Below are 26129 nucleotides of genomic sequence, written 5' to 3'. Positions count from 1 at the left end.
TCATCCTTCGTGTCCCGCCGGTGTCCTGGCGCCGTTGGCGAGCGCGGGCTCGAACCGCACGGAACCGCCCGCGGCCCCCCGGCGTGACCGGCGGTGCCGGGCGAAGCTCTCGACGGCGAAGGCGGCGAACAGGCTCATGAAGAACGCCAGCGCGCCGGTGATGACGGCGCTGCGCATGCGGCTGCCCTTCTTCTCGTCGGGCGCGGTCGGCGGCACCACGACCGTGGCGGTCACGTACGTGGTGGGCGGCGCCTTGACCTGCTGCTGCCGGGCCCGCAGCTCCTTCTGGGCCAGGGCGGTGACCTTCACGACGATGCCGTGGGCCAGCTCGGCGCTCGGCGCCTCACAGACGATCACGATGAACGGCGTCGCGGGCATCAGCTCGGGGTTGGTGCCACCGCTGGTGATCTTGAGCGTGACGTCGCCGCCGATGGGCGCGCCGAGCGCGGCGGCCGTCTGGGGCGTGTTGAGCGCCTGGATGAGGATCGAGGAGGTCATGCTGAGCCCCTGGTCGAAGGAGACCAGGGGGTTGGTGCGCGGGTTGGGGAACTTGGGGTCGCTCGGCACGCTGCCGCCGGTCACCGGCAGGGTCAGGACGAGCGCCGAGCTGGAGATGAAGGTCTTGGGCGCGACGGCGAAGACGCCGAGGGCCGTCACGACCGTGAGCAGGAACGCGGGGACCGTCACGTACCAGCGCTTGAACAGGATCTTCGCCGTCGCCCAGAAGTCCATGGCGGGCCCTCACTTCTCGCCGTCGTCCTGGTTCGCCTTCCTCGGCCCCGGGACGGGCGACAGCGGGCCGGCCCGGTAGGCGGGGAACTCCATGGTGGCCGAGCTGTCCTCGTCGAGGACCGGGAGCTCGGCGGGCTCGCTCGCCTGGGCCTCGACCGGCTCGGGCGCCGCGACCGGAACCGGGATCGGAACGGGGGCGGGGGCGGGGGGCGCGGCCGGGGCGGCGAGCTCGGGCCGGCGGCGCTGCCGGGGCTCACGCCGGACCACCACGCCGTAGGCGATGCCGAGGCCCAGGAACAGGGTGAGCAGCGCGCCGCCGATCGCCCCCTGCCAGTTCACGCTGTGGTCGGCCTCAGGCTGGGACGGCGGCACGATGTCGGTGGAGGTGATGAAGGTGTTCGGCGGCGCGCCGAGCGTCTTCTGCCACTTGAACAGCTCGGTCGCCACGCGCTCGCGGGCCGCCATGAGCACGGTCGTGGCCTGCCGCGGGGACTCGCTGTCCACCCTGATGTAGATGTAGGGCCCGTTGATGTCCAGGACGTTGGGGTTGGTGCGCCCGTCGTCGATGGTGATCTCGGTCGGGCCGTCCTTGGGGGCGCCGAGCTCGGTCCAGACGTCCTGGGTGTTCATCGCGAGGATGACGATGCTGGCCCCTGTCTTGAGGGCGTCGTTGAAGGAGAGGAAGGGGTTGGTCAGCCCTTGCTTGGTCTTGTCGCTGTTGACCGTGCCGCCGTTCACCGGGGTCGCGAGGACGAGGGAGACGTCGGTCGTGTAGTGGGCCGGAAGGACGACGTACACCACGCCGCCCACCAGGATCGACAGGAGGATCAGCGGCGGGCCTATCAGAATTCGTCGGAGAAGACCAAGGATCGCCTTCCAGAACTCCATTTTGGTACGTTCCCCCGCATCAGCGAACTTGCCCTATAGCGGACCATCGCCCAATCACTGGCAGACGTTACATCCCCCCAGATCGGTTACATCGGGCGTGATCGCCGCGATAGACCTACGACTACGGCGACGGGGGCTTTCGGTGGGGCTGACAATTGAGCGTCCGGCGACACGGAGCAGGCTCGCCGGGCTCGACGGGTTACGGGGGCTGGCCGCGCTGTTCGTGGTCCTGCACCACTGCTGGCTGCTGTCGTTCCCCGGGTTCCCGGTCAACGACGCGCCCTGGTGGACGGGGTGGCTGCTCTACGGGCACTTCGCGGTCGTGGTGTTCATCGTGCTGTCCGGGTTCTCCCTCGCGGTCTCGCCCGCCCGGTCCGGCTGGCGGCTCGGCAGCCTCCCCACGTTCTTCAACCGGCGGGCCTGGCGCATCCTGCCGCCGTACTGGGCGGCGCTGCTGTTCAGCCTGGTGATCGCGTGGACGGTGATCCCGCAGCCCGGCCAGCAGGTGCCCACCGGGCAGTCGGTGCTCATCTACGGCCTGCTGCTCCAGGACGTCTTCGGCTCCCCCAGCCCCAACGGCGCCATGTGGTCGATCGCCGTCGAGGCGCAGCTCTACCTGGTGTTCCCGCTGATGTTGCTGGTGCTGCGCCGGTGGGGCGCGGCGGTGATGCTGGGCGCGGTGACGCTGGTCGTGGTGGCCGTGGGGGCGCTGGCGCCGTACGTGCCGGCCGTGGAGCTGCTGATGCGGCTGACCCCGCAGTTCGCCGCGCTGTTCGCCGTGGGCGCGGTGTGCGCCGGGGTGGTGCGGGCGTCGGAGCGTGCCGGGCGGCTGCCCTGGCACTGGCTGGCCGCGGCGGCCGCGCTGCCGGTGCTCGCGCTGGTGGTGGTGGCCGGTCCGGCGTGGGTGGTCGGGCACTTCTTCTGGGTGGACCTGGCCGTCGGGCCCGCCGCCGGTCTGCTGCTGGCGGGCGTGGCCACGGGCCGGCCCTCCTGGCTCGTCCGGCTGCTCGACACCCGTCCGGTACGGCGGCTCGGCTCGTTCTCCTACAGCCTCTACCTGATCCACGCGCCGCTGGTCGTCATGGTCAACCGGCTGGTCGTGGCTCCGCGCGTGCCGCCGGGGATGCCGGCCTTCCTCCTCACGCTCGCCCTGGCCGTGCCGGCGAGCGTGGGAGTGGCGTGGTTGTTCGCGTCCGTCTTCGAGCTGCCCTTCCAGCGGCACAGAGGCTGGCGGAGCCTGCGCGAGGCCGCGCGGGCGCGGTTCAGGTGACCCGGATCAGGTGATCTTCGCCAGCGCCTCGGCCTCGTAGGCCGCCGCGAGCTCCTCGGGGATGCGCGACAGGTCGTCGGCCCGGTGGAAGTCGCGCAGGGTGGTGCCGCGGCAGGCGGCGTCCACGTTGGGGGCGGCGGCGCGGGTGCGGACGTCGTCGATGTGGACGGTGCGGAAGTCGATGCTGAAGCGGGTCCTGCCGGAGGTGTTGGCGACGGTGGAGTGCAGGTGCGCCCCGGAGAACAGCATCATGCCGCCCGGTTCGGGGACGAGCCGCAGCTCGGGGTCGAGGTCGAGCGTCTCCTCCGGCTTGGGCTGCTCCCTGGTGTCGCTGTGGACGTGCTGCGCGGCGGTGGGCCGGCTCACCGCGGTCCATTCCGCGTAGTCGTAGCGCCCGCTGCCGTTCAGCACGGGACGGTCGAAGTACTGCGGGTGCAGGGCGAAGACGTTCTCCGGGACCACCTCATAGATGGGCATCCACCAGTTGACCTGGCAGAACGGCGCGGAGTACCAGCAGTCCCTGTGCGCGTGGTAGGCGTAGGAGATGCCCGAGTCGAGGTAGTGGTCGGCGGTCGAGGTGCGCAGCCGCGGCACGTCGAAGTAGGTCTGGTCCAGCGCCATGCCGAGCTCCTCCAGCAGGGCGCCGATCAGCTTCTTGCTGGTGGGATGATGGATGAAGCGGGGCTTGAGCTCGGCGAGCAGCGCGGCGAAGTCCTCCACCGGCATCTCGTACTGGGCGGTCTGCGGGTCGCGTGCTCCGAACGCCTCCTCGATCAGCTCGCGGGCGAACTCGATCAGCTTGGTCGAGGCGGGGGTGGCGGAGTAGAGGAACACGTCCCCTTTGAAGATCATTTGGCGCCGAACATCATCCCGAATTCGGCTATTGGTTAATATAACGGACATAGCGAGATTTACCCCCTCGCGTCGTTCTTTTCCTTTCTCTCGCCGATGCCCGCTTCTTCGTTACAGGGACTCACAGCGGCAATTGTGTCTCGGTGTCCGGACGGGCGACATAGGTCGAGTAGTCGGGGTGGTCGAACCGGTGCAGCGCCTGGATGTTGTCGTTCCAGGGGGCGGGGACCGGGCGCTTGTGCCGCAGGCCGTGGATCGGGGCCAGCTTCATCGCCTTGTTGTCCTCGTTGAACTCGCGGATCGCGCTCAGCTCGCCGACGTAGTCGTTGTGGATGACCTGGTCGTCGTCGCCGACGGTGTCGTCCAGGTAGACGAACACGCGGGGCAGGAAGTAGCGGTGGTCGCCGGCGAACAGCCTGAGCGCCGCCGCCGTCGAGGAGTAGAAGTCCACGTCGATGGAGACGAAGCCGATGGGCGCGGGGTGCTCGCCGTCCAGGAACTGCCCGACCGTGTCCTCGATGTTGCCCAGGATGAGGTGCGCCGCTCCCAGGCGGGCGCGCAGGGCCTCGACGTCCATGACGAAGTCGCCCTCGCGCCAGATGTAGGGCAGGTCGCGGTAGTCGGTGGGCTTGGGCAGGCCGGCGCCGGTGTCGAAGCCGTACACGTCGATCTTGACGCCGGTCGCGGCCGTCGCCAGCGCCGCCATGCGGTTGAGCTCGACCATGCCCGCGCCGCCGGCGACGCCGAACTCGACCACGCTGATCCGGCCGACGCCGAGCCGCCTGGCCAGCTCGGCCGCCTGCTGGACGCCGTACGCGTAGTGCGGCCGCGGATAGAGGTCGAGCGCGCAGCGCAGCTCGTGGGAGCCGAACGGCAGGCGTCGCAGAACGGCCAGCAGGATACGGCCCGGCTGCATGAGCAGCCGCACGATGCGAATCAGCACGAGGGTTTCACCCTTTCGAGGAGACGAGTCGGGCCGCCAACCCGGCGATCTTGCGGCTGCGGTGCGTCAGCATCTGCTGCTGGCGCCGCCAGTACGTGCGCAGCAGCACGGCCCGCGCGCGGGCGCGTTGCTCCGCCGACAGTTCCGTGCCGCCGAGGGCCCGGTGCATGGCCCGGAACTGCAGCGTGGTGGCGAAATGGGCGGTCCAGGCGGGCACGCCGAGCGCCGCGGCGATCCCGGACAGACGGCGTTCGCGCAGGTTGCGATGGGCCAGCACCTGCGGGACGTGCCCCCAGGGCGCGGCCAGCGCCAGCATGGTGGCGTAGACCTCGTCCTCGCGGATCATCAGCGGTCTCGGCACGGCGGCCACCCGTTCGCGCCGCATCAGCCCGTAGAGGGGGTCGAGGCCGTGGTGCTGGGTCGTGACCACGTCCCACAGCTCGTCGAGGCGGTCGACCGGGTCGTCGGAGAGCATCCGGGTGCCGCGGTAGCGCGGCTCGTGGACGGTCCCGTCCGCGCCGGTGTACCGGACGTCGGAGGTGACCAGGATGAGCCGCTCGTCGGCCAGGAACGGCTCCAGCGTGCGCGAGACGTAGTCGGGTTCGAGCAGGTCGTCGTCGCCCATCCAGCGGAAGAACTCGCCACGTGCGCGGCGCAGCACCTCCACGAAGTTCCCGACCACGTGCAGGTCGTGGGGCTGGCGGTAGTAGGCGATGCGGTCGTCCTGGCGGGCCAGCTCGCGGCAGAGCTCCTGCGTGCCGTCGGTGGAGGCGTTGTCCGAGATCACGACCTCCAGCTCGGCGTGATCCTGGGCGAGCGCGGAGCGCACGGCCGTCTCCAGCCGGTCCGCACCGTTGCGTACCGGGATTCCGATGGACACCAGCATCGTCTCTCCTCGGGGTCAGCGCGCGCGGGCGGGCAGCAGCCGCACCAGACGGGCGCTCACTAGGTGGAACTGGTCGCGGGTCACCACGACCAGCACGTACGCCAGCAGGCCGCCGCCGCCGGCCAGGACGAGCTGGACGAACGGGCTGCCGTGGGTCAGGCTCGCCAGGCCGAGCATGACGGCGGCGCAGACCACCGCCCCGACCGCCGGGCGTACGAGACCGGGCAGCACCGGCCGGAGCCGGACCCCGGCCCGCTGCACGGCGATCATCGCGAGCGGCAGCGCGACCAGCACGGCGGCGGTGGCCTGGCCGATCGCGGCGCCGCGGATGCCGTCGAGGTGCGTGCCGGCGATGACCGCGGGGATCATCGCCGCGGCGTGGCCGAGGTTCATCCAGACGGTCGAGCGGGTGGCGCCCTGGCCGTTCAGGATGTCGAGCGCGAACGCGGTGAGCATGCGCACCACCATCAGGACCGCCAGGAAGCGCAGCACCCCGGCGGCCTGCTCCCAGTCCGGGCCGTAGATGAAGATGATCAGCGAGTGCGCGAGCACCGCCATGAACACGGCCAGCGGCAGCACCATGGCGATGAGCAGCGGCACGCTGCGCTGGACGCCGATCGACAACGACTCCTCGTCCCGCTCGGCCAGCCGGGAGAAGCCGGCGATCGACACCATGCGGATGGCGCTGCCGATGATGCCGGGCACCCAGCTCGACACGTTGAACGCCATCAGGTAGAACCCGAGCCACGACTCGCCCATGATGTTGCCGACGATGATGTAGCCCACGTTGAGCAGCAGGACCTCCAGGGCGATCCCGGCCGCCGAGGGGATCCCGAACCTCAGCAGCCGGCCCGCGATGTGCCGGTCGAACCCGAACCGGTAGGGCAGCCGGGCGTAGATCAGCATGAAGACGCCGGTGACCACGGCCCCGGCGAGCTGCCCCCAGGCGAAGCTGTAGGCCCCGGCGCCGTTGACCGCGAGCACGATGGCCACCGGCGCGTTGACCAGGAAGCCGGCGAGGACCGCCTTGGCGTTCTTGCCGGTGCGGAACCAGCGCAGCAGGGCCGCGCTGCGCACCGCGGTGACCGCCTCGACCAGGATGACCGCGGTGAGGATGCGCACCACGGAGGTGGCCTCCTCGCTCCCGGCCAGCGCCGAGAAGTACGGCGCCCCGGTCCAGAAGATCCCGTACAGGCCGAGCGCGGAGATCATCGTGAGCGTCGTGGCCGTGGGCGCGATGTCCTCCAGCCGGCCGCGCCACTGCACGACGGCCGACATGACGCCGACGTCCTTGACCACCATGACGAACTGGGTGGCCGCGAGCGCGACGGCGTACGTGCCGAAGTCCGCGGGTGCGAGGAGCCGGGCCAGGATCAGCCCGAGGATGAACGAGCCCGCACGGGTGACGAGCGTGCCGAGCAGGCTCCACACCGCCCCTCGACCCGCCTTGCGCCCAATGTCACTGATGTCCGGGCTCGCCTGATCCACCATGCTGTGCCCTACTTTTGCTCGTTGACCCGCTCCAGCCAGATCTCCCGCCAGAACGGGATGAACGCGCGGGGGCAGTTGGACTTGTACACACCGTCGCAGATGATTCCGTCCAAGGCGATGCACGGATTTTTCATCTCAAGCAGCTTTCCGGTCTTCTCGTCGATGCAGCGCTCGACCCGCGCGGTGACCCGGGCGACCTTGCCGCACGACCGGGCCATGTCCTCCTCGAAGCCCAGCCCCCTGTTGAACCCCTTGGTGGTGAGCGTGGCGACGATCTCGTCCTTGGACTTGATGCGGACCAGCTCGCCCGGCTGGAGGTCGGTCGTCCCGGTCGGGGCCGGGCCGGTGTGCGGGCCGGGCTGCACGAACCCCCAGTCCAGGCCGCCTCTGAAGCGCAGCGCCCGGGGGAACTTCCTGGACAGCCGCTGGTAGCGGTTGAACAGGCCGAAGAACAACGTCCGGACGGTCGAGGCGATCCCGGCGTTGCCCACCCGGACGTCCGTGACGTACTGGCCCAGGTCGCGGAACGGGAGCAGCTCGGGGGCGGCCCGCAGCAGCTCGGTCGCCTGGCAGCGGAACCGTTCCTCGCCGTCCGGCGCGGGCTCCTTGCGGGTGTTGACCTCCAGCAGCGGCAGCAGCGGCCGCTCGGGACGCACCCGCTCCTCGGCCGAGGGCGGCCCGTCGACCTTCCGCAGCCAGGACGTCTTCCAGTAGAGCAGGCAGGCCGTCTGGCAACCGCCGTGGGCCGTGCCGTCGCAGCGGGAGCCGGTCAGGTGGACGGCGTCCTCCATCTTCCGCATCCCGGTCCTGGTCATCGTGTCGCAGAGCTTGTTGGCCACCTTGTGGACGGTCAGCCGTTGCCCGCAGAACCGCAGCATCTCCGGCATGAACGGGAGGTTGTCCAGCTCTCCGCGCTCATCGAGGGTCGCCAGGATCTCGTCAGCACTGAGAACCTCGACCACGTCGCCGACTTTCAGCGCCAGGCTCAATCCACCCACTCCTTCAGCAGGCCCGCGTTCTGCAGGGCGTTCGCCGCGTCCGCCAATGCCTGGAACGGCAGGTTCGACCGTTCCGCGATGTCGAGCAGGCTGTGCCGCCCGTCGGAAAGGTTGAGCACCCACAACATCGCCATCTGGGCCTGTTTCGTGTCACTGCGGCCGCCCAGCGAGCCGTACAGGCCGCGCGCCCCGAGCTGGGGCTCGCCGTACGGGCTGAGATTCTGGTAGCGGCGGTTGCCCTCCAGGACCCGTACGGCGCTCCACAGCGTCTCCAGGGTGTCCTCCATGGCCTCGGGCTGCACGAAGTCCGGATTGTCGGCCGAGGTGTGGTACTCCGGGTAACTCCCGTAGGGCGTCCTGGTCAGCGAGCCCACGGGCAGGTCGAACCCCGGCGAGCAGTACTGCCGCTCGTCGTAGCCGTAGGGCGAGAAGTCCAGGAGGGTGTGCGGCCGGTCCTTGAGCACGTGCGCGAAGACCTGGTCGATCTCGGCGTCGCCGCGCCTGCTGCGCTTGTAGGTGACCGTCCCGGCATCCCCGGCGCAGGCCAGGGTGAGGCCGTGCCTGATCCGGTCGGTGCGCTCGCGGTTGAGCGCCAGCCAGGTGATCGCGCCGATGGTGCCGGGCGCGAACACGAACCGGTAGGTGTACCAGGGGTCGGCCAGTCGCTGGGCCAGCGACGCCGCCACCGCCACCCCGGCCAGGTTGTCGTTGGCCAGCGAGGGATGGCAGACGTGGCAGGAGATCAGCACCTCCTCCGAGCTGCGGCCCTGGATCACGTGCTCGCCGTAGGTCAGGTGGCCGTCGGCGAGCGTGGAGTCGATCCTGACCTCGTACGGCCCGTCCGCCAGCCCGTCCAGGGTGTTCTGGCTCAGGCAGAAGCCCCAGGTCTCGGCGTAGTAGCTGGTCCGGTACGGCACCAGGTCCGGCTGGGCGGGCAGCGTGTGCAGGCGCCCGCGCAGCTCGGCCAGCGACATGGTGGCCTCGACCGGCGCGCTGTAGCCGACGACGTGCAGGTTGCTCTCCTGGAAGTCGACGACCCGGTTCCCGGCGGCGTCCTTGACGTAGGCGTCGCGGATGTTCCACTCGCGGGGGATCGTCCAGTCGAGCACCTGCGTGCCCGTCGGCACCTCGGTGATCTCCAGCGGGATGGACCCGCCGATGATCTCCAGGGTGCGGCGGAGGCCGTCGCCGGTGATGCTGCGGCACAGCGGGTAGAGCCGCCGTACCAGGTCGTGCATCTCCGGGCCGGTCATGGCCGCAGGGTGGCGTCGACGGTGCCGGCCTCGCGCCGGTCGGCGAGCCGGGCCAGCCTGGTGAAGCGGCGGTCGAAGTCGTGCCGGGTCAGGCCGTGCTCGCGGTAGGCGTCGATGAGCTCGACGGCGCCCGCCTTGACCGTCCAGCGGGCCTCGTAGCCCAGGGCGGACCTGATCCGGGAGAAGTCGACGCGGTAGGAGCGCGGGTCTGCGCCCGTCTCGCCGGTGATCGTCAGCGTCGAGCCGGGCACGGCCGCGACCACCTCGGCCGCGATCTCGGCCACGGTCACGTTGTTGACCTCGGTGCCCACGTTGAAGGCCGTGGCGTGCACGGCTTCGCGCGGCGCGGTCAGGGCGGCGGCGAACGCGTCGGCGATGTCCCTGGCGTGCACCAGCGGACGCCACGGGGTGCCGTCGGACAACACCCGGACCTCGCCGGTCAGGTGCGCGTGGCCCACCAGGTTGTTCAGCACGATGTCGGCGCGCAGCCTCGGCGAGAACCCGAAGGCGGTGGCGTTGCGCAGGAACACCGGGGTGAAGTCGTCGTCGGCCAGCGCGGTCAGGTCGTCCTCGACCCGCACCTTCGACTCGGCGTACGGCGTGACCGGGCGCAGCGGAGCCTCCTCGTCCAGCAGGTCCGCGCCGCCGGAGGCGCCGTAGACCGAGCAGGTGGAGGCGTACAGGAAGCGGCGCACGCCCGCGTCCTTGGCCAGCCTGGCCAGCCGTACGGAGGCGTGGTGGTTGATGTCGTAGGTCAGGTCGGGCGCGAGCGCGCCGAGCGGGTCGTTGGACAGGGCGGCCAGGTGGATCACCGCGTCGAACCCGGCGACGTGCTCGGGGCCGGCGTCGCGCAGGTCCACGGCGTGCGCCTCGACCGGCTCCGGCTCGGGCCCGAGCACGCAGTCGGCGAACAGGCCGGAGTCCAGGCCGACGACCTGGTGCCCGGCCTCGGCCAGGACGGGGGCCATCACGCTGCCCAGGTAGCCCTGGTGGCCGGTGAGAAGTACCCGCATCAGTTCTCCAGATCGACGGTCAGCTTGGATACGTGGAACGCCTCGGCGTACCGCGCGTGGCACTCGATGCCCCGGATGCGGGCCAGACCCAGGAACGCCTCGCGGTCGTACCAGGGGCGGTGCCGCTGGGAGGCGTAGTGGCGCTGGAGCAGGTCCACCTTGCGCTCGGCCACCTCCGGGGCGAGCGGCTGGTAGACGGCGGGCGCGGCCAGGTCGCCGTCCCATTTGACGATCTCGTAGCCGAGCGTCAGGTGGTCGCGGAAGGCGGTGGGCACCAGCTCGGCCAGCCCTCGGTGGTCCTGGTGGGCGTCGCCGCGCCAGGGCGCGAGGACCAGGCCGGGCTCGGTGCGGGCCCGCAGCTCCTCGACCGCGGCCTTGGCCTCCTCCCAGCGGGCCGGCAGGTAGCCGTCGGGCAGCTTGAGCACGCTCACCCGCAGGTCCGCGCCGGGACAGAAGTCGGCCAGCGCGGCGCGCTCCTCGTCCTCCCGCTCGGTCCCGCCGCCGGACAGCACCAGCGCGTCCACGCGCACGCCGGGACGGGCGGCGCAGATCGTCAGCAGGCTGCCGCCGGCTCCGATCGCCAGGTCGTCGCAGTGCGCGGCGAGCGCCACGACGGAGGTCACGCCTCCGGGACGCAGTCCGATCACCGGGACCGTTCCCACAGAGCCCACGGGCGCACGCCGCGCGAGTACGCCTCGTCCAGCTCCATGCGCTGGTTGACGGTGTCGGTGGGCCGCCAGTAGCCCCGATGGGGGTAGGCCAGCAGGCGTCCGCGCTTGGCCAGCTCGGCGCAGCCGTCGGCGACCAGGTCGCCGTTCTCCGGGATGTGCTCGAAGATCTCCTGGGTCAGCACGAAGTAGCCGCCGTTGACCCACACCGGCATCTCACTGACCGGCGAGATGCCGCCGATCAGCCCGTTCTCGCCGACGTCCACGCAGTGGAAGGTCTGGGACGGCGGCACCACCATCATCGAGGCGGCCGCGCCGGACTCGGTGAACCGGTCGATGATCTCGGGCAGCGGCGCGTCGGTGAGCACGTCGGCGTAGTTGGCGAGGAACACCTCGTCGTCGCCCAGATGGCTGCGGACCCGGCGTAACCGCTCCCCGATCGGGGAGTCCGTCCCGGTCTGCACGAACGAGATGGACCAGTCGGAGATGTCGCTCGACAGCAGCTCGACCTTGCCGCCGCGCAGCACGAAGTCGTTGGACGTGGCCTCCTGGTAGCCGAGGAAGAAGTCCTTGATGTGGTGGGCGCCGTACCCCAGGCACAGGATGAACTCCTTGTGTCCGAAGTGGGCGTAGTAGCGCATCACGTGCCAGAGCAGCGGTCGCGGACCGACGAGCGCCATCGGTTTGGGCACCTCGCCCGGCACACCGGTCCGCATCCGGGTGCCGAATCCTCCGCAGAACAGGACAACCTTCACACGACCTCCAGGTGTGGGATCGGGAAGACCAGCCGGCCTCCCCATTCGTGCACATAGGAGAGCTGAGCGGTGAGCTCTTCGCGCAGGTTCCACGGCAGGATCAGCACATAGTCCGGGCGGTCCTGGGCGATGCGCTCCGGCGGAGCGATCGGGATCCTGGTGCCCGGCGTGAACCTGCCGTGTTTGTACGGATTGCGATCCACCGTGTAGGCCAGCAGATCCGGCCGGATGCCACAGTGGTTGAGCAGCGTGTTGCCCTTGCCCGGCGCGCCGTACCCGGCGACCGTCTTGCCCTCCTCGGCGGCGGTGATCAGGAATCGGAGCAGGTCGCGGCGGACGCGGGCGACCCGCTCCGCGAACCCCGCGTAACCGGAGAGGTCGTGCAGCCCGGCGGCCTTCTCCCTGGCGAGCACGTCGAGCACCCGGCCGGACGGGCTGCCCGAGGGCCGCGCCCACAACCGGATCGACCCGCCATGGGTGGGCAGCAGCTCGACGTCGACCAGGGTCAGCCCGCCGCTCGCCAGCGCCCGCTGCGCGGAGGCCACCGTGTAGTACTGGAAGTGCTCGTGGTAGATCGTGTCGTACTGGTTCAGCTCCACGAGCGTGAGCAGGTGCTGGACCTCGATCGAGACCCATCCGTCGTCGGCCACCAGGGCGCGCAGCCCCTTGGTGAAGCCGATGACGTCGGGGATGTGCGCGTAGACGTTGTTGGCCACCACCAGGTCGGCGGGACCGTTCCCGTCCCGCACCGACGCGCCCGTCTCCGGAGTGAGGAACGCGGTGAGCGTCGGCACGCCCTTCTCCTTGGCCGCCTGCCCCACGTTGGCCGACGGCTCGATGCCGAGGCACCGGATACCGCGTCCGACCACGTGCTGCAGCAGGTAGCCGTCGTTGCTGGCCACCTCGACCACGAACGACGGCTTCAACCGTTCCACGGCCGTGTCGACGAACCGCCGCGCGTGCTCCACCCAAGAGGCAGAAAATGACGCGAAGTAGGCGTATTCGGTGAATGTCTCTTCCGGCGTGATCAACGGCGGGATCTGGGCCAGCCAGCAGCCCGTGCATACCCGCAGATGAAGGGGATAGGTGAGCTCTGGCTGATCGAGTTGTTCCGCGGTGAGGAAGAGTTCACAGGGCGGTGTCGCCCCGAGATCCACCACGCCGACCAGGTCCGTCGAGCCGCACAACCGGCACGATGTCATCAACAAAGGGCCCCACCCAGAAATGACAAGATTTCCCCCTTTGGAAACCCACAGCCATACTTCGGGTGAGCGGCAATGAGTGTTACAAGTGTCTTCATGAAACGCCTGAGCATCGATGGAGCATTGCTCTACACCCCCCGCATCCTCAGCGATCCCCGGGGCGTTTTCCTGGAAAGCTTCCGCGCCGCCGACCTGCGGGAGGCGACAGGGCGCTCGATCGAGCTGGCCCAGGTCAACTGCTCGGTCTCCAGCCGCGGCGTGCTGCGCGGCATCCACTTCGCCGACGTGCCGCCCGGCCAGGCCAAATACGTCATGTGCGTGTCGGGCGAGGCCATGGACGTCGTGGTGGACGTCCGCGTGGGCTCGCCGACGTACGGGCGGTGGGAGGCGGTGCGGCTGGACGACGTCTCGCGCCAGGGCATCTTCCTGACCGAGGGGCTGGGCCATGGCTTCATGGCCCTCAGCGAGTCGGCCACGGTCGTCTACCTCTGCTCCTCCCCGTACGACCCGGCGCACGAGCACGGCATCCACCCGCTCGACCCCGATCTCGCCATCGAGTGGCCGATCGACGTGGAGCCGGTCCTGTCGGCGAAGGACGCCGCAGCCCCCACGCTCAAGCAGGCCCGCGACGCGGGGATCCTCCCGTCGTGGTGAGCGTCGTGATCCCGGCGCACAACGAGGCCAAGGTGCTCGGCCGCCTGCTGGACGGCCTGCTCGGCGAGGCGGCGCCCGGCGAGTTCGACGTGGTGGTCGTGGCCAACGGCTGCACCGACGGCACGGCGGAGGTGGCCCGGCCGTACGACGTCCGGGTGCTGACCACACCCGTCCCCTCCAAGAGCGCGGCGCTGCGCATGGGCGACGCGGCCGCCCGCGGCTACCCCCGCCTGTACGTCGACGCCGACATCGAGCTCAGCACCGCCTCGGCGCGAGCGCTGGCGGCCGTGCTGTCCGCGCCGGACGGGCCGCTCGCCGCCGCGCCGGAGCGGGACCTGACGCTGGCCGACCGCCCGTGGCCGGTGCGCGCCTACTACGCGATCTGGACGCGGCTGCCGCACGTGCGCGCCGGGCTGTTCGCCCGGGGGGTGATCGCGGTGAACGGCGTGGGCAACGAGCGGCTGCGCGCGCTGCCGCCGGTGATGGCCGACGACCTGACCGCCTCGCTGGCGTTCACGCCCGACGAACGCGTGATCGTCGGCACGGCCCACGCGGTGATCCATCCGCCGCGCACGGTCGCCGACCTGCTGCGTCGCCGGGTCCGGGCCATGACCAGCGTCACCGAGCTGGAGCGGACCTCGGCCACCGCCGGCGAGCGCACCGGCCCGCGCGACCTGGCGGCCATCGTGGCGAAGGAGCCGCGCCTGGCGGGCGCGGCGGTGGTCTTCGCCGCGATGGCCGTGCTGGCCAGGCGGCGGGCCGCCCGCGCGATCCGCGCGGGCGACTACACCACCTGGCTGCGCGACGAGAGCAGCCGGAGCTAGCTGACCGGGGTGTTCATGTCGGTGGTGATCTGGGCGGCGGTGAGCGCCTTGTTGTAGACCCGCACCTCGTCGATCAGGCCGCTGAAGTAGTCACCGGAACCGCTGTTCCCGCCGATCCGCAACGGACTCGTCCCGGTGCGCAGGTTGCCGACCGTCGGATTGGTCGCCACCTGCGTGCCGTTGACGAACATCCGCAACGTCGACCCGTCGTACGTCGCCGCCACATGACTCCAGGTGTTCAACGGCAGGTTGCTCGCCGCCGGAGCGTTCGCCCCCGAGGACGTGTAGACGAACGCCGCCGGGCCGCTGCCGCCGCTCCCCATGATCGCGTACGCCAGATCCGCCCCGAACTCCTTCATCAACACCGTCCGCCACCCCGTCACACTCGACGGACGCACCCACGCCTCCAACGTCATCCCATTGGTCAGACGCAGCGAACTGGAGTCGGCCACCGTCACCCAGCTCGACGTGCCGTCGAACGACAACGCCTGGCCGTACCTGCCGGCCGTCCAGGTCGCCGCGGTGAGGGTGCCGTTGTTGCCGTTGCCGGAGGCGTCGGCGACGGCCGTCCCGGTGCCCGCGTTCATGCCGTACGCCGCCACCAGCCCGCTGACCGTGGGCGGCTGGGTCACCACCGCCGACGCCTCGTTGGACGGCGGCCCTGTGTTGCTGGAGCCGTCGAAGGCCACGACGCGGTAGTAGTACGTGCCCGCCGCGACCCCCGAGTCCGTGAACGACGTGCTCGCGGTCGAGCCCACCTGGTTGGCCCCGGACGGCGTGAACCCGGCGGTCGCCGACCGGTGGACGGTGTACCCGGTGACGGCCACGTTGTCGGTCGAGGCCGTCCAGGTGAGCTGGGCGCTGCCCTGACCGCCGGTCGCGGCCAGCGAGCCCGGCGCGGTGGGCGGCTGGGTGTCGGGCGGTCCCTGCTGCCCGACCGGGGTGTTCATGTCGGTGGTGATCTGGGCGGCGGTGAGCGCCTTGTTGTAGACCCGCACCTCGTCGATCAGGCCGCTGAAGTACTCGCCCGAACCGCTGTTCCCGCCGATCCGCAACGGACTCGTCCCGGTGCGCAGGTTGCCGACCGTCGGATTGGTCGCCACCTGCGTGCCGTTGACGAACATCCGCAACGTCGACCCGTCGTACGTCGCCGCCACATGACTCCAGGTGTTCAACGGCAGGTTGTTCGCCGCCGGAGCGTTCGCTCCCGAGGAGGTGTAGACGAACGCCGCCGGGCCGCTGCCGCCGCTCCCCATGATCGCGTACGCCAGATCCGCCCCGAACTCCTTCATCAACACCGTCCGCCACCCCGTCACACTCGACGGACGCACCCACGCCTCCAACGTCATCCCATTGGTCAGACGCAGCGAGCTGGAGTCGGCCACCGTCACCCAGCTCGACGTGCCGTCGAACGACAACGCCTGGCCGTACCTGCCGGTCAGTGACCACGTGGTGTTCGCGGCCGTGCCGTTGTTGCCCTTGCCCGAGGCGTCGGCGACCGCCGTGCCGGCGCCCGCGTCCATGCCGTACGCCGCCACCAGGCCGTCCGGCACCTGGGACTGCTGGTAGGTCGCGGTGTAGGTCGCCGCGGTGGCCGGCGCCGTGACGTTGTGGGTGGCCGCGCCGCCGTCGGACCAGGAGGTGAGCGTGTAGCTGGAGCCGCCGGAGCTCTGCGGCGAGGGCGCGGAGACCGAGTTGTGGGAGCCGACGATCACCGTCCTGGTGAAGGGGGCGACGGTCTGCTCGCTGTTGAAGCCGAGCTGCAGCCCGGCGGGCACGGTCTGGAAGGTCAGGTTCACCGTCTTCGGCTGCAGCAGCACGCTCTTGGTGTCGGTCAGGCCGTGCGCGTCGGTCACCGTCAGCCGGAGCTCCAGGTGCGAGGGGTATTCGTGGTCCGGCGGCGCGAAGGAGCCGCCGGTGCCGGTGAAGGTGGTGATCTCGTGCTCGTGGCAGGTGCTGGGGCAGTGGTGCATGATCAGCTTCCACTGCATCCGCGAGCCGGGGATCGTGCCGTCCTGGGCGTCGGTGCCGGTGCCGGAGAACGTGATCGTGTCACCGACGGCCCACGTCAGCGAGGGCGACGGCGTGTTGATGGTCGCCGTCGGGGCCGTGTTGCCGACGTTGATCGTGACGGTGGCGGTCCCCTGGCCGCCTCGCCCGTCGTCGGCCCGGAGCCTCACCACGTAGGAGCCGGGTTGCGTGTAGGTGTAGGACGGCGTGGCCGAGGTGGAGTCGTCGTAGTCGCCGTCGCCGTCCAGGTCCCAGCGGAAGGTGAGCGGGTCGCCGTCGGCGTCGGCGGATCCGGCGGAGGTGAAGTTCACCGTGAGCGGCGCGTTGCCCGAGGTCGCGCCGGCGCCGATGACGGCGGTCGGCGGGATGTTGTTGTACAGGTACCGGATGATCTGCCCGTTGGTGTAGTCGACCGCGAACAGGTCGCCGCCGGGGCCGGTCTGCACCTCCACGGCGGGCATCCCGGAGTCGAACGTGGTCACCGTCGCCGGGTCGGGCAGGCCGTTCGCGCCCTTGGTCATGACCCAGACGCACGACCTGCTGAAGTCGGAGAAGAACAGCGCGCCGTCGTAGGCGTCCGGGTAGGAGCCACCCTTGTAGAACGCGACGCCGCTGGAGGACGATCCGCCTGACGGGCACGGGTCGTTCGGCGCGGGCTTGGAGGAGTGGTTCCAGGCGAAGTACGGCTGCGTCACCGCCGCCGGGCCCGCCGCGTACAGGTTCTCGCAGAGGGTCAGGTTCAGGTTGTCGTAGCCGCCCTGCCGGGCCGGGCCCTCGTAGCAGGGCCAGCCGAAGTTGCTGACCGGGCCGGTCGGAGCGGCGATCCGGTTGATCTCCTCGTAGGTGCTCCAGCCGACCTCGCCCGCCCAGATCTCGTTCGTGCCGGGCCGTACGGTGATGCGGAACGGGTTGCGCTGGCCGTAGGCGATGATCCGGGCCGCGTTGGGGTCGCTGCTTCCCGCGTTCGGGTTGCCGGGAGCGGCGGCGCCGGTGTCCGGGTCGATCCTGATGATGCTGCCGTTGAGGCCCGCCGGGTCGCCGCCGGTGCGCAGGTCCTGCGAGCGCAGCGCGCCGCCCTCGGCGGCCGGCGGGCTGAGCGCGGTGCCGACCGGCGAGGGCGGGTCGCCGCAGGGGTTGTCCGGGGTGACGTCGGAGCTGGTCAGGTTGTCCTGGCCGTAGTCGGCGAAGTTGAAGCTGGCGCCGTCGCCGCCGCTGGCGTAGAGCATGCCGTCGGGGCCGAACGCCAGGTCGCCGACGGAGTGGCTGGGGTGCTGCTGGCACCAGCCGGTGATCAGCGGGGTCTCGGCCACCGAGCCGCCCGAGGGCGCCAGCACGGACAGCCGCCCGGTGATCAGGCAGCCGTCCCCCGTCGCGCCGGGCGGGGTCGGGCACGGATCGGCGCTCGCGCCCGCGGTGCCCCAGCGCGGCGCGCTGCCGCCGGGCACCGCGTCGTAGGAGTACAGCACGTAGATGCGCGGGTCGGCCGGGAAGTCCGGGTGCAGGGCCAGGCCGAGGAGCCCGCGGTCCCAGAAGTTGTGCACCTGCGTGCGCAGGTCGGCGTAGATCGCCGGCGTGGTGTCGGCGAGGGAGTCGAAGACCTTGATCAGGCCGCTCTTCTCGGCGACGAACACCCGGCCGTCCGGGGCGAACTCGATGTTGGTCGGATTGGTCAGCCCGCTGAAGACCACCTGTCTCTGGAAGCTGCCCGGAAGTGCCTGCGCGGGCGGCGGCGCGACGATCGCCAGCCCGGTCGTGATCAGCAGGACGGATAAAAGCGCATGGCGAAGCCGCCGTAACACGGGAACCCCCTTGAAACGGAAAAATCCCCCGAGCCCTGAATCGATCTATCGCACCGATTCAGGGCTAAGTCACGCGCTTTGTCCGCATCTGGCCAGCCACGCGTACAGCAACCACCCCAGCTCGTACGGCCGGCACTCCCGGTCCACGGCGACCGGCGGGTAGACCCGGTCCAGGACGCCGAGCCGCATCCCCTGATGCACGCCCGTCGCCATCGCCCGCAGCCCGCGCACCAGCTTGCGCGGATCGGCCCTGGCCTCCTTCCGCCAGGTCAGCGCCAGGTCGTCGAGCACGAACGAGGGCCGCTCGATCATCCAGTCGAGCCCCTTGGAGATCTCCGCCACGTACGCCGTGCCACCCGCGTCGGCCAGGTCCAGCAGCGCCATCGGCCCCATGGAGAGCTGGTGGACGCTGTACACCGGATACCCCTCCACCACCGAGCCGGTACGGGCGTCGTAGTGCCACCACCACTCCCCCTCCGGCCCCTGCGCCCGGCAGATGCCCGCGGCCACCTGCTCGGCGGCCCGCAGCGCCTCGGCGTCCCCGGTGGCGGCGTGCAGCCTGGCCAGCGCCTGCAGCGGGTAGACCTGGTCGGCGAAGCAGCCCACGTGGGCGCGGTAGCGCGGCACCAGCGCGCCGCGGCCGAGCGCGTGCGGGTAGAGCCGGTTGCCGGCCAGCCCGCCGAGCAGCCGCTCGCGGGCGCGTTCGGCCCGGCCGTCGCGCACCCCGGCCGCGACCAGGGCAGCCAGCACCCACGCCGCCTCGACGGTGTGGATGTGCCCGCCCGCGTCCAGCTCGGCCAGGCGGCTCAGGGCCAGGTCGAGGTCGGCGTGCCCGGTCTCGGCCGCCGCCCAGCAGATCAGCGCCGCGTCGCCGGCGCCGCTCACCTCGGGAAGTCGCTTGACCAGGTTCCCCACCAGGTCGAGGACGCCGTCACCGGCCAGCGCCGCCCGCTGCCGCTCCTCCTCCAGGGTGGCCACGCCGAGCGCGACGATCGCGGAGTAGCGGATGCTGCGCCCCTCGGGCACGGCCGTCCACGTGCCGTCGGGCTGCCGCCGGCCCCGGCGGGTGAAGACGAAGCCGCCGTCGCCGTAGCCGGGGGGCAGGCCGCGTACCGACAGGTCCAGCATGCCCCGCACGAAGTCCTGGTGGCCGGAGCTCAGCAGAGCGATCCGGTGATCCGTCACGTCGTCTCCTCGATCCTGCGTCTGACACCGGCCCACTCCCTGACCACCAGGAGCAGGAATCTGCCGTTGGTGCGCACGTAGCGCGGCCCGAGCCGCAGCGGCTCCTGGAGCATGCGGTAGAGCCATTCCAGCCCTAATCGCTGCCAGCGCACCGGCGCCCTGCGGGTACGCCCGGCCAGCACGTCGAACGAGCCGCCCACGCCGTGGATGATCCGCGCCCCGGTGCGCTCGCCCCACTCGCGGATGAAGATCTCCTTCTTCGGCGAGGTGATGCCCAGGAACAGCAGGTCGGCCCGCGAGGCGGCGATCTCGGCGGCGACCTCGGCCGACTCCTCCGGCGCGAAGTAGCCGTCGCGGGACCCGGCGACGGCCAGCCCGGGGTAGCGGGCGCGCACCTCGTCCAGCACGCCGGCTAGCACCTCGCCGGTCGCGCCGAGGAAGTAGGCCCGGTAGCCGCGCCGGCCGCCCTCGGCCATCAGCTCGGTGAACAGGTCGATGCCCGCCACCCGCTCGGGGATCCGGTGGCCGAGCACCCGCGCCGCCCAGACCACCGCCTGCCCGTCGGCCAGCACGAGATCGCTGTCCAGCACCGACTGGCGCAGGGCGGCGTCCGCGCGCATGTTGACGACCTTGGCGGCGTTCACCACGCCGATGGTCAGCCTGCCGCCCTCCGCGACGGCCGCCACGCAGCGGGCGATCACCTGGCTCATGGTGAGGGCGTCCAGCACGGTGCCGAACACCGTCTTCCTCTCCGGCAACCTCGTCATCCGTCCCCCTGGGTGTCCATGACATATCGGTCTCAGCTCCGGAAACGTCACATCAAGGAAGGACCAGCTCGGTGAGCGTGGCCCGGTGGTCGGTCCGCGGCACCCGCAGGGTCTGGAAGCTCCGGACCGCGATCCGCCGGTCGGCCAGCACGTGGTCGATGGCCACCTTCGGGAACAGCCGCGGCTGCTCGTAGTAGGGCCAGGTCATGGAGAGCCCTTTTCCGGTGACGTCGGCGGCGTCCCGGTAGCCGGTGGCGATCAGGTCGCGCAGCACCGCGTGGTCGAGGGTGGAGTTGAAGTCCCCGGCCAGGATCCGCAGGGGGCCGCCGGCCGGCGGCAGCGCCCGGATGCTCGACGCCCAGCAGGCCGTGCGCCAGCCCTCCGAGGGCGCGCACGCGTGCACGGCGACGATCTCGGCCTCCCGCCCGCCCGGCAGCGTGACGACGGCGGGCAGGTGGCGCGGGCTCTCCTCGAAGGGCGGCGCCGCGATCGGCGAGTCCGCGGCCCGCAACGGGTACCGCGAGTAGATCGCCGCCCCCGACGAGTCCTCCCCCGGCAACACGATCCGGTACGGCAGCAGCCGCGTCAGCCCCAGCTCCTCCACCCGCTCCCGCATCAGGCCGGTGAACTCCAGCAGGTGCAGCACGTCGGGCCGCTCGCGCTCGACCGTCTCCACCAGCACCGGCGGCAGCACGGAGGAGTGCAGCAGGTTGACCGCCAGCACCCGCAGCACCGGCCCGGCGGCCGGCGGGTTGCCCTCGGGCACCGCGCGCGGCACGACGGCCACCGCGAACGCGCACGTCACGGCGAGCGCGGCGGCGATCAGGGGCCCCGCGCGCAGGTAGAGCGCGAACGCCAGCGGCACCACCGACAACGCCGCCGCGTACGGCGTGAACGACACGAGCTGCGACCACAGGAACTTCGGCTCCCACCCGCACAGCCGCAGCCCCGCCCATCCCGCCAGGCCCGCCACCATGAGCCACAGCACCGCGCCGCCTACGCGACGCCGCACCGGCGCCCGCGCGTCAGCACCGGCCAGGCCGCGCGCAGCGCCTGGTGCCAGTGCCGGATCGGCTCTCCCTTCGTGTGCGCGAGCACGCTGTTGGCCGGACGCCGGGCCGGCCGGGGGAAGCCCGCCGAGCTCACCGGGCGCACCCGTTCCGGGTCCAGGCCGAGCAGCGTGAAGATCTCCTTGGCCAGGCCGCACCATGTCGTCTCCCCGGAGCTGGTGCCGTGGTAGACGCCCGGCGGCAGTTCGGAGCGCGCCAGCCGTACCAGGTAGTCGGCCAGGTCGGCGGTCCACGTCGGCTGGCCGTGCTGGTCGTCGACCACGTCCACGGTGTCGCGCTCGGCCGCCAGCCTGATCATGGTCCGGACGAAGTTGGGGCCGGCCGCGCCGTACAGCCAGGCGCTGCGCACCACGTGGTGCCCGTGCTCCAGCGCCGCCCGCTCGCCGGCGAGCTTGGTCCTGCCGTACGCGTTCACCGGCGCGGTCGGCGCGTCCTCCGGGTACGGGCCCGGCGCGGTGCCGTCGAAGACGTAGTCGGTGGACACGTGCACGAGCCGCGCGCCGGCCCGCGCGCAGCTGTCGGCCAGCCAGCCCACCGCGTGCCCGTTGATCTCCAGCGCCTCGTCCTCGTGGGTCTCGGCGTCGTCCACGGCGGTCCAGGCGGCGCAGTTGACCACCACGCCCGGCCGGTAGGCGGAGACGAAGTCGCGGACCGCGCGCCGGTCGCACAGGTCGAGCTCGGACCGGCCGAGCGCGAGCACCGGCTCGCCGGTCAGCGCCGCCCGTTCCAGGACGTCGGCGGCCAGCATCCCGCCGCCGCCCGTGACGAGCCACCTCATGGCAGGCGCCCGGTCACGCGGGCCACCAGTCGCGGTGCTCGGCGTACCAGCGGATCGTGTCCTTCAGCCCCTGCTCGAACGGGATCTCCGGGCGGTAGCCGAGCTTGCGCAGCTTGCTGTCGTCCAGGGAGTACCTGCGGTCGTGGCCCTTGCGGTCCTCGACGTGGCGCACCGAGTCCCAGTCGCGGCCGCAGGCTTCGAGCAGGCGGGCGGTCAGCTCCTTGTTCGTCAGCTCGGCGGTGCCGGCGATGTGGTAGATCTCGCCGGGCTCGCCCTTCTCGGCGACCAGGCGGATGCCGGCGCAGTGGTCCTCGGCGTGGATCCAGTCGCGCACGTTCCCGCCGTCGCCGTACAGCGGGACCGGTCGGCCGCGCAGCAGGTTCGTGACGAACAGCGGGATCAGCTTCTCCGGGTACTGCCGGGGGCCGTAGTTGTTGCCGCAGCGGGTGATCGACACGTTCAGGCCGTAGGTGATCGCGTACGAGCGGGCGATCAGGTCGCCGCCCGCCTTGCTGGCCGCGTACGGCGAACGCGGCCGCACCGGCGCGGACTCGTCCCAGGAGCCGATGTCGATCGACCCGTAGACCTCGTCCGTCGAGACCTGGACGACCTTGGGCGTGCCCGCGTCCAGGCACGCCTGCAGCAGCGTCTGGGTGCCGAGCACGTTGGTCCGCATGAACTCGGCGGCGGCGCCCTCGATCGACCGGTCGACGTGTGACTCGGCGGCGAAGTTCACCACCAGGTCGTGACCGGGCACGACCTCGCGCAGCAGCTCGGCGTCGCAGATGTCGCCGTGGACGAACTCGTGCCGCACTCCTTCCAGGTTGGCCCGGTTCCCCGCGTAGGTGAGCTTGTCGAGGACGGTGACGTACGCGTCGTGCAACCCCCGGACGAAATGGGAGCCGATGAATCCCGCGCCGCCCGTCACCAGAATTCTTGTCATGTAGTGATCTGTACCTTGCTGTGATCGCCCAGCACGAGACGGTGGGCTCTGGGCGTGTTGGGCGCTCGGGTGACCTCGACGTCGTGGCCGATCAGTGACGCCTCGATCCGGCCGACGCCGTCGATGGACGCCCGGGGCAGCAGGATCGAGTATTCGATCTCGCTGCCGGTGACCACGCACGACGCGCCGACCGAGGTGAACGGCCCGACGTAGCTGTCCTGGATGCGCGCCCCCCGGCCGATGATCGCCGGGCCGACCACGCGGGAGCGCTCGACCACCGCGTCCGGCTCGACCACGACCCGGCCGATCAGCTCGCTGGCCTCGTCGACCCGCCCGCGCACGCCGGGCTCGACCGACTCCAGGACCAGCCGGTTGACCTCCAGCATGTCGGTGACGTTGCCGGTGTCCTTCCAGTATCCCGAGATCACCGACGACTCCACGCGCAGACCGGCCTCGATCAGCCACTGGATGGCGTCGGTGATCTCCAGCTCACCCCGCCACGACGGCTTGAGCTCGGCGACGGCGGCGTGGATCGCCGGGCTGAACAGGTACACGCCGACCAGCGCCAGGTCGCTCTTGGGCCGGGCCGGCTTCTCCTCCAGGCCGATCACGCGGCCCTTCGCGTCCAGCTCGGCGACCCCGAACTGGCCGGGATCGCCGACCCTGGTCAGCATGATCTGCGCGGCGGGCCGTTCCCTGGCGAACCTGTCCACCAGGTCGTTGATGCCGCCGACGACGAAGTTGTCGCCCAGGTACATGACGAAGTCCTCGTCGCCCAGGAACTCACGGGCGATCAGCACGCCGTGCGCCAGCCCGAGCGGCGCCTCCTGGCGAAGGTAGGTGACCTGCAGCCCGAACGCCGAGCCGTCCCCCACCGCCGACTCGATCTCCGCCTGCGTGTCCCCGACCACCAGGCCGAGCTCCCGGATCCCGGCGGCCGCGATGGCCTCCAGCCCGTAGAACAGGACCGGCTTGTTGGCGACGGGGACCAGCTGCTTGGCCGAGGTGTGCGTGATGGGCCGGAGCCGTGTGCCCGACCCTCCGGCGAGCACGAGTGCCTTCACTGCTAGTAAGCCCCTTCTCCACGGGTGACGACGGACCAGGTCTTCCACAGGATCTGCAGGTCGAGCAGGAGCGACCAGTTCTCCACGTAGCGCAGGTCGAGCCGTACGGACTCCTCCCACGTCAGGTCGGAGCGCCCGCTGACCTGCCACAGGCCGGTCATGCCCGGCTTGACCACCAGGCGGCGGCGCACGTCGGCGCCGTACCTGGCGACCTCCTCCGGCAGCGGCGGCCGGGGGCCGACGAGGGACATCTCACCACGGATGACGTTGAGCAGCTGCGGCAGCTCGTCCAGCGAGTAGCGGCGCAGGAACGCGCCGACCCGGGTGATCCTTGGATCGTTCCTTATCTTGAACAGCACGCCGTCGAACTCGTTCGCCGCGAGCAGCTCGTGCTTGAGCCGTTCCGCGTCGACCACCATCGTGCGGAACTTCACCACCCGGAACTCCCTGCCGCCCCTGCCCACCCTGGTCTGGTGGAACAGCGCGGGCCCCTGGCTGGTGAGCCTGATCACCAGGGCGAGCGCCAGCAGCGGCAGCGCGAGCACCAGCAGGGCCGCGCCGGCCACCAGCCGGTCGAAGGCCGCCTTGACGAGCTGCCGCGAGCCGTCGAACTCCGGGTGCTCCACGTGCAGCAGCGGCATCCCGGCCACCGGCCTGATGCTGATGCGCGGTCCGGCGACGTCCATGAGCGCGGGCGCCACGAACAGGTCGGTACGCGCGGTCTCCAGGCTCCAGGCCAGCCGGCGCAGCGCCGCGCCGTCCAGCTCCGGACAGGCCAGGACGGCCACCGCGTCGGCCCGCGAGTGGGCCACGACCTCGGCGACGTCGCCGAAGGAGCCCATCACGGGGATGCCGTCGAGGTCGACGTCGAGCGTGTCGTGCGGCAGGCAGGCTCCCACCACCTGCATGCCGTGGTGCGGCTGACGGCGGAACTGCACGACGAGGTCGAGGATCGACTCCCGGTGCCCGACCGCGATCACCTGCCGCATGTACTCGCCGATCGCCCGCCTGCGATGAAGACGCTTGCGCATGCGGTAGCGGAAGTAGAGCGTGGCGGCCAGCACCAGCGGCAACATCGCCATGACGAAGCTGCGCGCGATGGCCGTCTGCGTGGCGTAGGCCAGGATGGCCGTGGTGGCCATCAGCCCGATGCCGCCGGCGAAGACGGCCTTGAACTCCTCGGTGCCCTCGCCGTTGGCGCGTTGACGGTACGCGCCCGCCATCATGAGCGCGACCGGCCAGACGACGAGCAGGCCGAGCCCGAGCACGTACTCGGCGATCGGCACGTACACGCCGGAGGCCAGGCGTACGCCCAGCACGCACGCGCACGCGAACAGCGCGCACGCCGTGTCCCCACCTAACAGGAGCCGCAGATACGCCCGCGTCCAGATGTTGGACTCAAGGCGTGGCGCGGCCTCGAGGAGCACAGCAGTGGACTCCCCAGTCCCCACCCTCATAGCACCACCCTGTGATAACTGCTTTCACCGCGATAACAGGACGTTCCTTGTGCCGCATAGGTTGACAATGACCCATGCGTTATCAAGGGCGGCGGCCCCCACTAAAGAGTAAAGATCGATTCCAACCTGGGGAATAACGGGAAATGTCCACAATCGGACGTCGATCTAGGGGTTTCGGGGGTTGACGGAACGATCCAAAAGTGCAGCGTGTGGGCGAGAAAATGTGAGGTTTATGGCGACATTTCGCCAGGTGACCGGCAGGCAAAGCCGCTAGTCGTACTCCAGGTCCGGCAATGCGGACGGCGGATCAGGGCTGCGCCACACGACCACAACTCCGTCACGCGCGGAATCGGCGGCCAGGTTCAGCCGGTCGAGATCGAAATCGGGCAAGTAGCGTAGTCGGGCGACAAAGGTGGCATCAGTCGCGGAACGCGGCACCACGCAGCCTTCGCCGTCCCGATCGAGGAGGATGTAGAGGACGTCTTCCCCGGATTCGGTGGCGACACGGACCTCCACCACGTCCTCCCACGCGAGGGCTTCGACGCTGCCGTCGGCGTAGTGGCGGGTGACGCCCTCTTCGGTGACATATACGTAGGAGTCCGGCATCGGGTTGCCGTGCATGGCCGC

General features: G+C 70.8%; 24 protein-coding genes. 3 read left to right on the top strand and 21 right to left on the bottom strand.

Annotated elements, in window-relative coordinates; all coding sequences use genetic code 11:
* Entirely contained in the window at positions 1 to 732 is a 732-nt protein-coding gene (locus tag ABZ459_RS06145; protein WP_357966502.1) for a hypothetical protein, read from the bottom strand.
* A gap of 9 nt (positions 733 to 741) precedes the next feature.
* Positions 742 to 1620: a hypothetical protein gene (locus ABZ459_RS06140; protein WP_357966500.1), complete on the bottom strand. Its 879-nt coding sequence runs from the start codon at positions 1618 to 1620 to the stop codon at positions 742 to 744.
* Between the two features lie 142 nt (positions 1621 to 1762).
* On the opposite strand from ABZ459_RS06140, the gene ABZ459_RS06135 reads away from it, so the two are divergent.
* Complete coding sequence (locus tag ABZ459_RS06135) at positions 1763 to 2890, top strand: acyltransferase (protein WP_357966497.1); 1128 nt, start codon at positions 1763 to 1765, stop codon at positions 2888 to 2890.
* 6 nt (positions 2891 to 2896) lie between these two features.
* Here the strand turns inward: ABZ459_RS06135 and ABZ459_RS06130 are convergent, their stop codons facing one another.
* From ABZ459_RS06130 to ABZ459_RS06085, 10 genes are all read right to left on the bottom strand, one after another.
* Positions 2897 to 3742, bottom strand: a complete 846-nt coding sequence (locus ABZ459_RS06130) for a hypothetical protein (RefSeq protein WP_357966494.1) — start codon at positions 3740 to 3742, stop codon at positions 2897 to 2899.
* A 121-nt stretch (positions 3743 to 3863) separates the two neighbouring features.
* On the bottom strand, positions 3864 to 4685 hold the full coding sequence (locus ABZ459_RS06125; protein ID WP_357966492.1) for a hypothetical protein: 822 nt from the start codon (positions 4683 to 4685) through the stop codon (positions 3864 to 3866).
* A gap of 7 nt (positions 4686 to 4692) precedes the next feature.
* On the bottom strand, positions 4693 to 5571 hold the full coding sequence (locus ABZ459_RS06120) for a glycosyltransferase family 2 protein (RefSeq protein WP_357966489.1): 879 nt from the start codon (positions 5569 to 5571) through the stop codon (positions 4693 to 4695).
* A gap of 15 nt (positions 5572 to 5586) precedes the next feature.
* On the bottom strand, positions 5587 to 7062 hold the full coding sequence (locus tag ABZ459_RS06115) for an oligosaccharide flippase family protein (RefSeq protein ID WP_357966486.1): 1476 nt from the start codon (positions 7060 to 7062) through the stop codon (positions 5587 to 5589).
* An 8-nt stretch (positions 7063 to 7070) separates the two neighbouring features.
* The gene (locus tag ABZ459_RS06110) at positions 7071 to 8051 is read right to left on the bottom strand and encodes a hypothetical protein (RefSeq protein ID WP_357966483.1); all 981 of its coding nucleotides are present in this window, start codon (positions 8049 to 8051) and stop codon (positions 7071 to 7073) included.
* On the bottom strand, positions 8048 to 9313 hold the full coding sequence (locus ABZ459_RS06105; protein WP_357966482.1) for a DUF4910 domain-containing protein: 1266 nt from the start codon (positions 9311 to 9313) through the stop codon (positions 8048 to 8050). The genes ABZ459_RS06110 and ABZ459_RS06105 overlap by 4 nt, the downstream gene beginning before the upstream one ends.
* A complete protein-coding gene (locus ABZ459_RS06100) occupies positions 9310 to 10326 on the bottom strand; it encodes an SDR family oxidoreductase (protein WP_357966479.1) in 1017 nt (338 codons plus the stop codon). Before ABZ459_RS06100 ends, ABZ459_RS06105 begins: the two co-directional genes overlap by 4 nt.
* Entirely contained in the window at positions 10326 to 10973 is a 648-nt protein-coding gene (locus ABZ459_RS06095; RefSeq protein WP_357966476.1) for a PIG-L deacetylase family protein, read from the bottom strand. Before ABZ459_RS06095 ends, ABZ459_RS06100 begins: the two co-directional genes overlap by 1 nt.
* Positions 10970 to 11749, bottom strand: coding sequence for a sugar phosphate nucleotidyltransferase (locus ABZ459_RS06090; protein ID WP_357966474.1), 780 nt, complete (start codon positions 11747 to 11749; stop codon positions 10970 to 10972). Before ABZ459_RS06090 ends, ABZ459_RS06095 begins: the two co-directional genes overlap by 4 nt.
* On the bottom strand, positions 11746 to 12951 hold the full coding sequence (locus tag ABZ459_RS06085; RefSeq protein WP_357967447.1) for a class I SAM-dependent methyltransferase: 1206 nt from the start codon (positions 12949 to 12951) through the stop codon (positions 11746 to 11748). Before ABZ459_RS06085 ends, ABZ459_RS06090 begins: the two co-directional genes overlap by 4 nt.
* 96 nt (positions 12952 to 13047) lie before the next feature.
* Between ABZ459_RS06085 and rfbC the strand changes: the two genes are divergently transcribed.
* A complete protein-coding gene (rfbC, locus tag ABZ459_RS06080; protein ID WP_357966472.1) occupies positions 13048 to 13605 on the top strand; it encodes a dTDP-4-dehydrorhamnose 3,5-epimerase in 558 nt (185 codons plus the stop codon).
* On the top strand, positions 13599 to 14429 hold the full coding sequence (locus ABZ459_RS06075; RefSeq protein WP_357966470.1) for a glycosyltransferase family 2 protein: 831 nt from the start codon (positions 13599 to 13601) through the stop codon (positions 14427 to 14429). The genes rfbC and ABZ459_RS06075 overlap by 7 nt, the downstream gene beginning before the upstream one ends.
* On the opposite strand, the gene ABZ459_RS06070 is transcribed toward ABZ459_RS06075, so the two are convergent.
* The 9 genes from ABZ459_RS06070 to ABZ459_RS06030 form a co-directional block, all read right to left on the bottom strand.
* Positions 14426 to 18238 (bottom strand): LamG-like jellyroll fold domain-containing protein, encoded by a 3813-nt coding sequence (locus ABZ459_RS06070; RefSeq protein ID WP_357966468.1) that lies wholly within the window; start codon positions 18236 to 18238, stop codon positions 14426 to 14428. The genes ABZ459_RS06075 and ABZ459_RS06070 overlap by 4 nt on opposite strands.
* Before the next feature lie 69 nt (positions 18239 to 18307).
* Positions 18308 to 19423 carry a hypothetical protein gene (locus ABZ459_RS06065; RefSeq protein ID WP_357966466.1) on the bottom strand — a complete coding sequence of 372 codons (1116 nt, stop codon included), beginning with the start codon at positions 19421 to 19423 and terminating at the stop codon, positions 18308 to 18310.
* Positions 19420 to 20190 (bottom strand): WecB/TagA/CpsF family glycosyltransferase, encoded by a 771-nt coding sequence (locus tag ABZ459_RS06060; RefSeq protein ID WP_357966464.1) that lies wholly within the window; start codon positions 20188 to 20190, stop codon positions 19420 to 19422. Before ABZ459_RS06060 ends, ABZ459_RS06065 begins: the two co-directional genes overlap by 4 nt.
* Before the next feature lie 52 nt (positions 20191 to 20242).
* Positions 20243 to 21202, bottom strand: coding sequence for an endonuclease/exonuclease/phosphatase family protein (locus ABZ459_RS06055; protein WP_357966461.1), 960 nt, complete (start codon positions 21200 to 21202; stop codon positions 20243 to 20245).
* Complete coding sequence (gene rfbD / locus ABZ459_RS06050; RefSeq protein ID WP_357966458.1) at positions 21187 to 22038, bottom strand: dTDP-4-dehydrorhamnose reductase; 852 nt, start codon at positions 22036 to 22038, stop codon at positions 21187 to 21189. Before rfbD ends, ABZ459_RS06055 begins: the two co-directional genes overlap by 16 nt.
* Before the next feature lie 13 nt (positions 22039 to 22051).
* A complete protein-coding gene (gene rfbB, locus ABZ459_RS06045; RefSeq protein ID WP_357966455.1) occupies positions 22052 to 22981 on the bottom strand; it encodes a dTDP-glucose 4,6-dehydratase in 930 nt (309 codons plus the stop codon).
* Entirely contained in the window at positions 22978 to 24045 is a 1068-nt protein-coding gene (locus ABZ459_RS06040; protein ID WP_357966452.1) for a glucose-1-phosphate thymidylyltransferase, read from the bottom strand. The genes rfbB and ABZ459_RS06040 overlap by 4 nt, the downstream gene beginning before the upstream one ends.
* Positions 24046 to 24047: 2 nt before the next feature.
* Complete coding sequence (locus ABZ459_RS06035) at positions 24048 to 25502, bottom strand: sugar transferase (RefSeq protein WP_357966449.1); 1455 nt, start codon at positions 25500 to 25502, stop codon at positions 24048 to 24050.
* A gap of 270 nt (positions 25503 to 25772) precedes the next feature.
* Positions 25773 to 26123 carry a hypothetical protein gene (locus tag ABZ459_RS06030; protein ID WP_352364750.1) on the bottom strand — a complete coding sequence of 117 codons (351 nt, stop codon included), beginning with the start codon at positions 26121 to 26123 and terminating at the stop codon, positions 25773 to 25775.
* Positions 26124 to 26129 lie beyond the last annotated feature (6 nt).

This window comes from Nonomuraea sp. NPDC005692, assembly GCF_040631115.1.
In the GTDB taxonomy this organism is placed as follows: domain Bacteria; phylum Actinomycetota; class Actinomycetes; order Streptosporangiales; family Streptosporangiaceae; genus Nonomuraea.
This window is presented reverse-complemented; position numbering and strand designations above follow the sequence as displayed.